6 protein-coding genes are annotated in these 8202 nt (G+C 42.1%); 1 reads left to right on the plus strand and 5 read right to left on the minus strand.

Annotation, left to right across the window (positions count from 1 at the left end; all coding sequences use genetic code 11):
* From AXF17_RS08690 to AXF17_RS08705, 4 genes are all read right to left on the minus strand, one after another.
* Positions 1-1607 (minus strand): peptidase U32 family protein (locus AXF17_RS08690; protein ID WP_207651558.1); only part of this gene is annotated, 1607 nt, incomplete at its 3' end.
* 194 nt (positions 1608-1801) lie between these two features.
* Positions 1802-3001, minus strand: coding sequence for a pyridoxal phosphate-dependent aminotransferase (locus AXF17_RS08695; protein ID WP_094234674.1), 1200 nt, complete (start codon positions 2999-3001; stop codon positions 1802-1804).
* Between the two features lie 143 nt (positions 3002-3144).
* Positions 3145-3786 carry an amino acid ABC transporter permease gene (locus AXF17_RS08700; protein WP_094234675.1) on the minus strand — a complete coding sequence of 214 codons (642 nt, stop codon included), beginning with the start codon at positions 3784-3786 and terminating at the stop codon, positions 3145-3147.
* Positions 3787-3841: 55 nt separating this feature from the next.
* Positions 3842-4675 carry an amino acid ABC transporter substrate-binding protein gene (locus AXF17_RS08705; RefSeq protein WP_237049044.1) on the minus strand — a complete coding sequence of 278 codons (834 nt, stop codon included), beginning with the start codon at positions 4673-4675 and terminating at the stop codon, positions 3842-3844.
* Between the two features lie 428 nt (positions 4676-5103).
* Between AXF17_RS08705 and AXF17_RS08710 the strand changes: the two genes are divergently transcribed.
* Positions 5104-6504: a sodium-dependent transporter gene (locus tag AXF17_RS08710; protein WP_094234676.1), complete on the plus strand. Its 1401-nt coding sequence runs from the start codon at positions 5104-5106 to the stop codon at positions 6502-6504.
* Between the two features lie 111 nt (positions 6505-6615).
* On the opposite strand, the gene AXF17_RS08715 is transcribed toward AXF17_RS08710, so the two are convergent.
* Positions 6616-8136 (minus strand): shikimate kinase, encoded by a 1521-nt coding sequence (locus AXF17_RS08715; RefSeq protein WP_094234677.1) that lies wholly within the window; start codon positions 8134-8136, stop codon positions 6616-6618.
* Positions 8137-8202: the final 66 nt, after the last annotated feature.

Below are 8202 nucleotides of genomic sequence, written 5' to 3' on the forward strand. Positions count from 1 at the left end.
GTCTTGCTAAGCTCAGCTAGGCACTGTCTACGAAGCGAATTAAGCTCCGAAGTTCTTACTCTGATTACAGGCTCACCGATTATTCGGAGTTCACTCAGCTCAAACGGAGTCGTTCCTGTCTTGGCAAGAGCTGATTCATATCTCGCAAGCGGAGTTGGACTTTCATAATCGAAATCAAAGGGTCCAGCTTCCACGGATACGGTCTGTTGCTCACAGCTAGGCCATCTGTCATCATCTGGTAGCTTCACTGTATTCGCTTTGAGAACTAAAGAATTACCTTCTATCTGTAAGGTCATATCGATCTTACGGCGGCGCTTTACCTTTCTAGTGTCTTCTTCATCAAGAAATGCTGCGCCCTTGAAAGTCTGTCTGGCTGCTTCGAGCTGTGACTTTCTGGAGGTTCTCCGCACAATATCTCCAGCCGATATATTTCCTCTAAAATCTCCAATTCTATACCTGCCAGCACCCAGCTCCTTAACGTAGCTCAGCACCGTGCTTGATAGAGGAACATCGCCTCTGCCATATATCTCGGCTCCATCTCCAATTGCCAGCTCTCTAGTGCCCTCTATATCCACTAGTGTCGAGCCCTTCTTGGTGGCAACGACTCTCCCTATCTCCAGACCTTGATTCTTGACTATGTCGCCAGACATGAGAGAAGCTCCACTTTCGCCCTTCAGGTAGGCATCTGTAAATTCACCTCTATTAAATATCTGAAGCAGCGCATCTCTATCATCATTTGAAACTTCTATATATCCTTCCTCTAGATACATATCTATGTATTTGCGATATATAGAAGTCACGATTGCTACGTACTCAGCCGATTTGAGCCTACCCTCGATCTTGAATGAAGCTGCGCCAGCAGCGATGAGCCCACCGAGCTCGTCGAGCAGGCACATGTCACGCGGGCTCATCGGGTGGCTCGCTGCCGCGAGCCGCCTGCCGTCCTCGCCATAGCTCGTATATGCGAGGCGGCAGGGCTGCGCGCAGCTTCCCCGATTACCACTCCGGCCGCCGTAATATCTGCTGTATTGGCACTGACCGGAGTAGCATATGCAGATGGCGCCGTGCACGAACACTTCAACCTCAAAATCCGAGGCGCCATCTGATCCGGTTCTGCATATATCCTCGATTTCTGACAGCGTCAGCTCACGAGCTACCACTACGCGCTTATAACCGAGCTCGTGAGCTACCCTTGCGCTATTTGCATCTGTGATAGTCGCTTGTGTAGACATATGCATTTCGAGCTCTGGCAGCGCTTTACGTACCAGCTCCCCAAACCCAATATCCTGAACTATTATCGCATCGACTCCAGAATCGTGAAGAAAAGATGCGTATCTAAGCGCTGGTTCAAGCTCATCATCACTGAGAAGCGTATTCATAGTCACATACACCTTTACGCCTCGCTTGTGCGCATAATCCAGAGCCAGTATGAGTTCTTCTTCTTTAAAGTTATGAGCCCCAGCACGAGCATTAAAAAACTTCCCTCCAACATATATCGCATCTGCCCCATTCTCTACAGCCGCTAGAAACTGCTCCATTCCGCCGGCCGGTACGAGAAGCTCAATCTTATTTTTATTCATTTTCTTTTTATAATTTGCTTTTGCCATATCTATACTCTCTGAGGCTCACTTTATAATTCAAGCGATTTTGCCGCTATAAATCACCGTATATTGTTATATTATACACTCTTAAGCCTATTTTATCTCATTATAAACATAGAAAAACCGCTCCAATTTGGGGCGGTCTTGGCTGAATTGCATATATGACAATCTAGAATATATATTAGTTAAAAGTTAAGTTATTAAGCATTCTTAGTCTTGTATGCTTCGAGACCTGTACGGATTAGCTGGCATGCTCTCTTGATATAATTGCTCTCGAGCACATAAGCAATCCTAATCTCACTCTTGCCCTTGCCAGGGGTTCCATAGAATCCACTTGCAGGTGCGAACATAACTGTCTCGTTGTTATCTCTGTATTCAGTAAGCAGGAACATCAGGAAGTCTTCAGCATCTTCGATTGGCAGGTCAATCATCATATAGAATGCGCCACCGGGCTTGTGACAGATTACATCTGGAATCTGCATAATTTCCTCATATGCAGCATCTCTTCTGTTGCGGTATTCCTTGTTCATCTCCTCATAATACGAACTAGGCAGCTTGAAGAGTTCTGTCGAACCAATCTGATCCAGTGTTGAAACGCAAAGCCTTGACTGAGCGAGTTTTATAACTCCCGTCATAAACTCTTCGTTCTTAGATACTACGAATCCAATTCTAGCTCCACATGCAGAAAATCTTTTAGATACTGAATCGATTACGATTAAGTTATCCTTGAGTCTATCTATATTGGCAAAGCTGCGCGGTTTCATACCATCGTACACGTACTCTCTATATGCCTCATCGGCGATAAGCCAGAGGTCATTTTCAATGGCGAAGTCTGCAACGACATCCATCTCTTCAGCAGTCAATGCAAGTCCGGTTGGATTTCCCGGGTTGATACAGACAATTGCCTTCGTCTTCTGAGTCAGAGCTGACTCCAGTTTCTCCTTAGATGCATAACGATATCCATCCTTTGAGCTTGTTGGAATCGGTTTAATAATACCACCACTCGTAAGCACGAATGTCTGGTAGTTACTATAGAAAGGCTCAGCAATTAGTATCTCATCACCAGGATCGAGTATCGTCGTAAATGTCATAGTGAGGGCTTCGGATGCACCCATTGTAACCACGATATCAGTTGGCTTATATTCGACATCATATTCTCTCTTATAGTAGTCACAAATGGACTCTAAAAACTTGATGTCTCCTTGAGACTGTTGGTACATAAGAACGTCTGCGTCAAATGCACGAACGGCATCCATAAAACAATCAGGAGTCTTTACATCAGGCTGTCCGATATTGAGATGGTAAACTTTTACCCCAGACTTTTTGACTTCAGTTGCAATAGGGCTGAATTTTCTGATTGGCGAGAACTCAATCGCCTGTGAATTTCTGCTTAATTTCATACTTCGCATCTCTTTCTGTAAAAATACATAATTATTTTTTAAATTATTTATATTGTAGCACAACTAACTGACATTGTACTCATTTACGTGCAAATTATAGTTTTAATTTACTTATCGTACTGATTAAAAAAACAAATAAATGTCTAGTACTGTGAATATTTAGCCTCTGCTCTACCAAGTCCGAGAGTCATGATGAATGTAAATACCAGGTATATTCCGGCCGCGAGAACGTACGGCATCAATGATCCATCGCGATTAACCATTCCCTGAGACACCTTCATCATCTCAGCGAGTGTAATTGTCGAGGCGAGTGCAGTATCCTTGATAAGCGTGATAACCTCATTGGAAATAGGAGGTATTACGATGCGAAACATCTGTGGAATTACGACCTTAGCAAGTGTATGGCGGTGTGTGAATCCGAGTGAATATGCCGCTTCGTACTGCCCCCTGTCTATACTGTTAAATCCACCTCTATAAATCTCCGCAAAGTATGCCGCATAGTTGATAGCAAATGTCATCACAGCTGTTGGAAATGCTTCCATGCGGATTCCAAGCTGAATAGGGAAAAAGAAATAGAAGAAGAACAGCTGCAGCATCAGTGGAGTGCCTCTAAAAATAAATACGAACGTCTTACAGACCCATCTGATTGGCGCAATATTGCTCTGTTCACCTAGACAAATAGGCAACCCGAGTGGTAGTGACAAAATTAGCGTCAATGCAAACAGCTTAAGTGAAATCATCGCTCCATTCATCATAATCGGTAAAATCTCTCGAATATAAGCCATCGTAATCTCCTTTAAAATCTATAGCCAATGCCCTAAGACATTGGCTATTTTGTATTTACTTATCGTATCCCTCAAAAACAACCAAGTTCTTGCCGAACCACTTTTCACTGATTTGCTGTGCTTCGCCGCTATCAATAACTTCCTTAAAGGCTTTGTTAAATTCTTTAGTTAGCTTCTTGTCACCCTTGCGGAACCCTACTGCATAGTAGTCAGCGCCGAAGTTAAATGGAGATTCATAAAGTGTATCCTTATTCTTGTTGTTGTATATTGCATAAACTTCGTCGATAGCAACAGCCTTAATGCGGCCAGCCTTCATATCTAGTATAGCTTCGTCGTAAGTCTTATATTCAGATACGTTATCCTTAAAATCCTTGTAGTTATCGCTCTTCTTAATCGCTTCAAGCGCTGCCGAATCAGCTTGTGTACCAATCTTTATGTTTTTAAGATCCGCTGCACTATTTACCTTTACATTAGGATCTAGAGACATGATAAGGATCCTATTTTTCAAATATTTATTGGATAAAGACATGCTCTTCTGTCTATCAGTCGTTGCTGACATGCCATTCCATACACAGTCAATATTTTTAGCCTTTAGCTCACCTTCCTTAGCTGCCCAGTCGATAGGCTGAAATTTAATCTTAAGTCCCATCTTCTTAGCAACCACCTTAGCAAGGTCAATATCAAATCCCACAAGGTTATCATCTTTATCCCTAAACCCCATAGGTGCAAAAGTGTCATCAAGTCCAACCACAAGTGTTCCCTTGTCCTTAACATATTCGAGATCTGACTTAGACTTCGAACCACAGCTTGTGAGTCCAATCGCAGTAATTGTTGCTAATGTTAGAGCAAAAATTTTAACTACTCTTTTTTTAATCATTTTGTCCTTCATCGTTCTTCTCCATTACATCCCTAACTCTTAAATAACTCTTTAAAATAATTCCTTTAAATATACGCTTCTTTCTGCTAGTCCTCGGCACTCGGAGTAAAATCATTTCTCTACTGTATATATGTAATACATGTAGAGAATAATCATAAGCCGTGGATTCTTAAACTAGCCGCCCCGCTTTTGTAATTTAGTACAGTGAAGCGCTAATGTGATGATGTAATATTAGCATTCATCGTATAGTATGTCAACTAGTAATTTATTTATTTCCTAGTATACATATTTTATTTATAATAATTTTTTTACAACCACAGATATACGAATTTGTATTATTATCAATAATTTAAGTTTATTTTTTGTTTTTATTGACAATGTATTTAATTTTCTTGTATAATACCATCATTCGAAAAGAGAAATTTAATCGGAGGAACAAAATGCCTAAAAAGAAAGTAAAAAGAGAATCTTGGGGTAGCTCAATGGGCTTTATGCTCGCTGCTATAGGTTCTGCCGTTGGACTCGGTAATATGTGGGGATTCCCGTATAAGCTTGGAATGAACGGAGGCTTTGCCTTCTTACTACTTTATCTATTATTAGCAGTATTTGCAGGATACGTACTGATTATGACTGAGCTTTCTCTAGGAAGAAAGACTCACAGCTCGATCATCCTCGCTTATAGAGAAATTAGTAAGAAATACACAATCGTCGGATGGTTTGGTGCACTCGCTCCATTCTTCATTCTCGGATTCTACTCATATCTAGGTGGATATTGTCTAAAGTATACTGTCGCTAACCTCGGTGATATCTTCGGAGCAAGCTGGGGTGTAAACGGTGTCTCTGGGCCTGAGTATTTCACAAAGCTCGCAGCAGACCAGACACAGTCAGCGATATATACGACAGTGTTCCTCGTACTAACAATAGCAATCGTAGCGCGTGGTCTATCTGAGGGAATCGAAAAGTTCAACAAGGTAGCTATGCCTGCACTATTCGCAATGCTCGTTGTAATCATCATCAGAAGCGTTACACTTCCTGGTGCTTCTGCAGGAATCGCATTCCTATTCAAGCCTAACTTTGAAGTATTTAAGGGCACAGGCTGGATAACAGTTCTTGCTGCAGCAGGTGGTCAGGTATTCTTCTCACTATCACTCGGTATGGGCATCCTTGTAACTTATGGTTCATACATGAAGAAGGATCAGAACATCGAGAAGAGCAGTTTGATCATACCTTTTGCAGATACAATTATCGCACTTATGGCTGGTCTAGCTATCATGCCAGCAGTGTTCGCAAGCGGACAGAACCCACAGGGCGGCGCCGGACTTCTGTACATGACTCTACAGACAGTATTTAACGGCATGGGCAAGCTTGGTCCTATATTCGGAGTTCTATTCTATGGACTCGTTGTAATAGCAGCTATCACATCCTCGATGTCAGTACTTGAAGCGATCATCGGTTCATTCATCGACTATGGTATCAATAAGGGTTACGGAAATCAGCGTAAGAAGCTCGCTTGGGGATTCGGACTAGTTTGTCTCTGTATGGGTCTACTCGTTGCGTACGACGGCCTTGGAAAGTACCTTCCACCAATGTTTGGAAAGTTCAGCTGGCTAGACGGATTTGACCTCTTAGCCGAGGGCCTGCTGATGCCACTCGGTGCATTCATCACGACAATCATATTTGGATGGATCCACACAGATATACTTCCTGAAGAAGTACACGTTGGTTCAGAGTTCAAGTCTGAGAAGTTCTACAGATTCTGTCTAAAGTGGATTGCACCTGTATTCACATTCTTCATACTTATAGGTCAGCTCAACACCTTCTTTGGACTAAAATTGTTCTAAACCTTAAAGCTTAAATGCAAATCAACATTTCGGTCAATAGTTTCAACAATTATATAATATAAAGGAAAACGACTTTCAGTTGAGAGTCGTTTTCCTTATCTGCTTATGATTCTATCTGCCAACACCATAGATGTCTCTTTCAACAATATCACGGATATGCAGCTTATATCTCTTTGCAACACTTCTGGCAAATCTTCTTATATCACGTATATACTGCGATTGCTTCGGGTTTGAGCTCCTCTTCTTGTTAAATGTCTTGCTCTTATCTGCAATATGTTTCTTTCTTCCAAACTTAAACCTATTGTTTATCTTAATATCAGCTATATCCCGATATAGTTTAGCTCTCTCTTTATAGAGGTTATGCACGCCTTTGCTTTGGCTGAGGGGTCTGTTCTTTGTAGCCAGGAGATTAGTAGGTCTATCTATATATATGACAACACTGTTTTCGCGGATTATCTCTCTATTCTCTTCCCTCAGAATTGAGCCCCCACCAGTTGCAATCACCTGATAGTTTCCGGCACACACTTCTCTAAGTTTATTGCTCTCCAAGTCTCTAAATGCATCTATTCCAATCCGTTCAATTATCTCTGTTATATGACATTCTTCGTCGCGTGATACCTCTCTATCTATATCTACAAATTTCCGTTTCATAGCAAGAGCCACCTGCCTCGATATTGATGATTTGCCACTGCCCGGCATTCCAACAGTAACCAGATTAAGCTGTTCCCTCAGAAGCCTCTCCATTACGGATGCAGCAAGCAAATAATCCGCTTCCATTTCTCTGCCTTCCCAGATATCTCTGGCATATATACCCTGCCATATCAGCATGCCCAGACCACCAATTGTTTTAATTCCCTCTGCCTCTGCATCCTGCATAAATTTAGTTCTATGCGGATTATATATTAGGTCAACTGCGATCTCTGCATGTCCTAAATCCGCCAATTTAATATCATATGCATCCAGTGGCGATTTCCCATTATCAGGGAACATACCTATAGGAGTGGCATTTATGATGATTTCAGCATCTCGCCAGCAGACATCATCATATCTGCATATATCTCTACTTCTTCGCGAACTACATGCGCTTTCGCTATTATCTTCAGGAGATAACTCCCACCCTCTAGAAATTCTTACGATATCGCGAGCTCCTAGTTTTTTCATGGCATACGCAGCAGATAGCGACGCTCCACCTGTTCCTAGAATCGCAACTTTTTTGCCATTCACGACCTCAGCTTTAAACAGCTTCATAAGCCCCAGATAATCTGTGTTGTAGCCCTTGAGCTTTCCATCTGGAAGCACCTTCACGGTGTTAACAGCCTGTATCTCATCCGCCTCTTCAGATAGTTCATCTAGGTACTCCATAACCGCTTCTTTGTATGGATTAGTTATATTGAATCCGTAAAATCCTGCCATATGCAAGACTTCACCTAGCCTTGTACCATCTCGTAGCTCAATCAGACTATATGCATAGCCACCTATAAGTCCATGTAACTTCTTTGACAGGCTATGACTTACACTACCGCCAATCAGCCCATATTTCTTTTCTTCTATGAATACGCCCTGACCTTTCGCCTGCTTTTCACCGAGTGCAGCGAGTAATTTAATAAGATCAGATTCTGCACTATTTCCCATAAGCAATCTCTCTCATCTTCTCTGCGATACTTGCTATTTCTTCAAATTCAGCTGGCGTCACAGCCT

It is taken from the genome of Mogibacterium pumilum, assembly GCF_002243385.1.
Lineage (GTDB): Bacteria > Bacillota > Clostridia > Peptostreptococcales > Anaerovoracaceae > Mogibacterium > Mogibacterium pumilum.

What these genes read in the sequence shown, in the direction of transcription:
- AXF17_RS08715 (WP_094234677.1), bottom strand. Translation starts at nt 8,136, where the DNA reads ATGGGAAATAGTGCAGAATCTGATCTTATTAAATTACTCGCTGCACTC.
- AXF17_RS08695 (WP_094234674.1), bottom strand. Translation starts at nt 3,001, where the DNA reads ATGAAATTAAGCAGAAATTCACAGGCGATTGAGTTCTCGCCAATCAGA.
- AXF17_RS08710 (WP_094234676.1), top strand. Translation starts at nt 5,104, where the DNA reads ATGCCTAAAAAGAAAGTAAAAAGAGAATCTTGGGGTAGCTCAATGGGC.
- AXF17_RS08700 (WP_094234675.1), bottom strand. Translation starts at nt 3,786, where the DNA reads ATGGCTTATATTCGAGAGATTTTACCGATTATGATGAATGGAGCGATG.
- AXF17_RS08705 (WP_237049044.1), bottom strand. Translation starts at nt 4,675, where the DNA reads ATGAAGGACAAAATGATTAAAAAAAGAGTAGTTAAAATTTTTGCTCTA.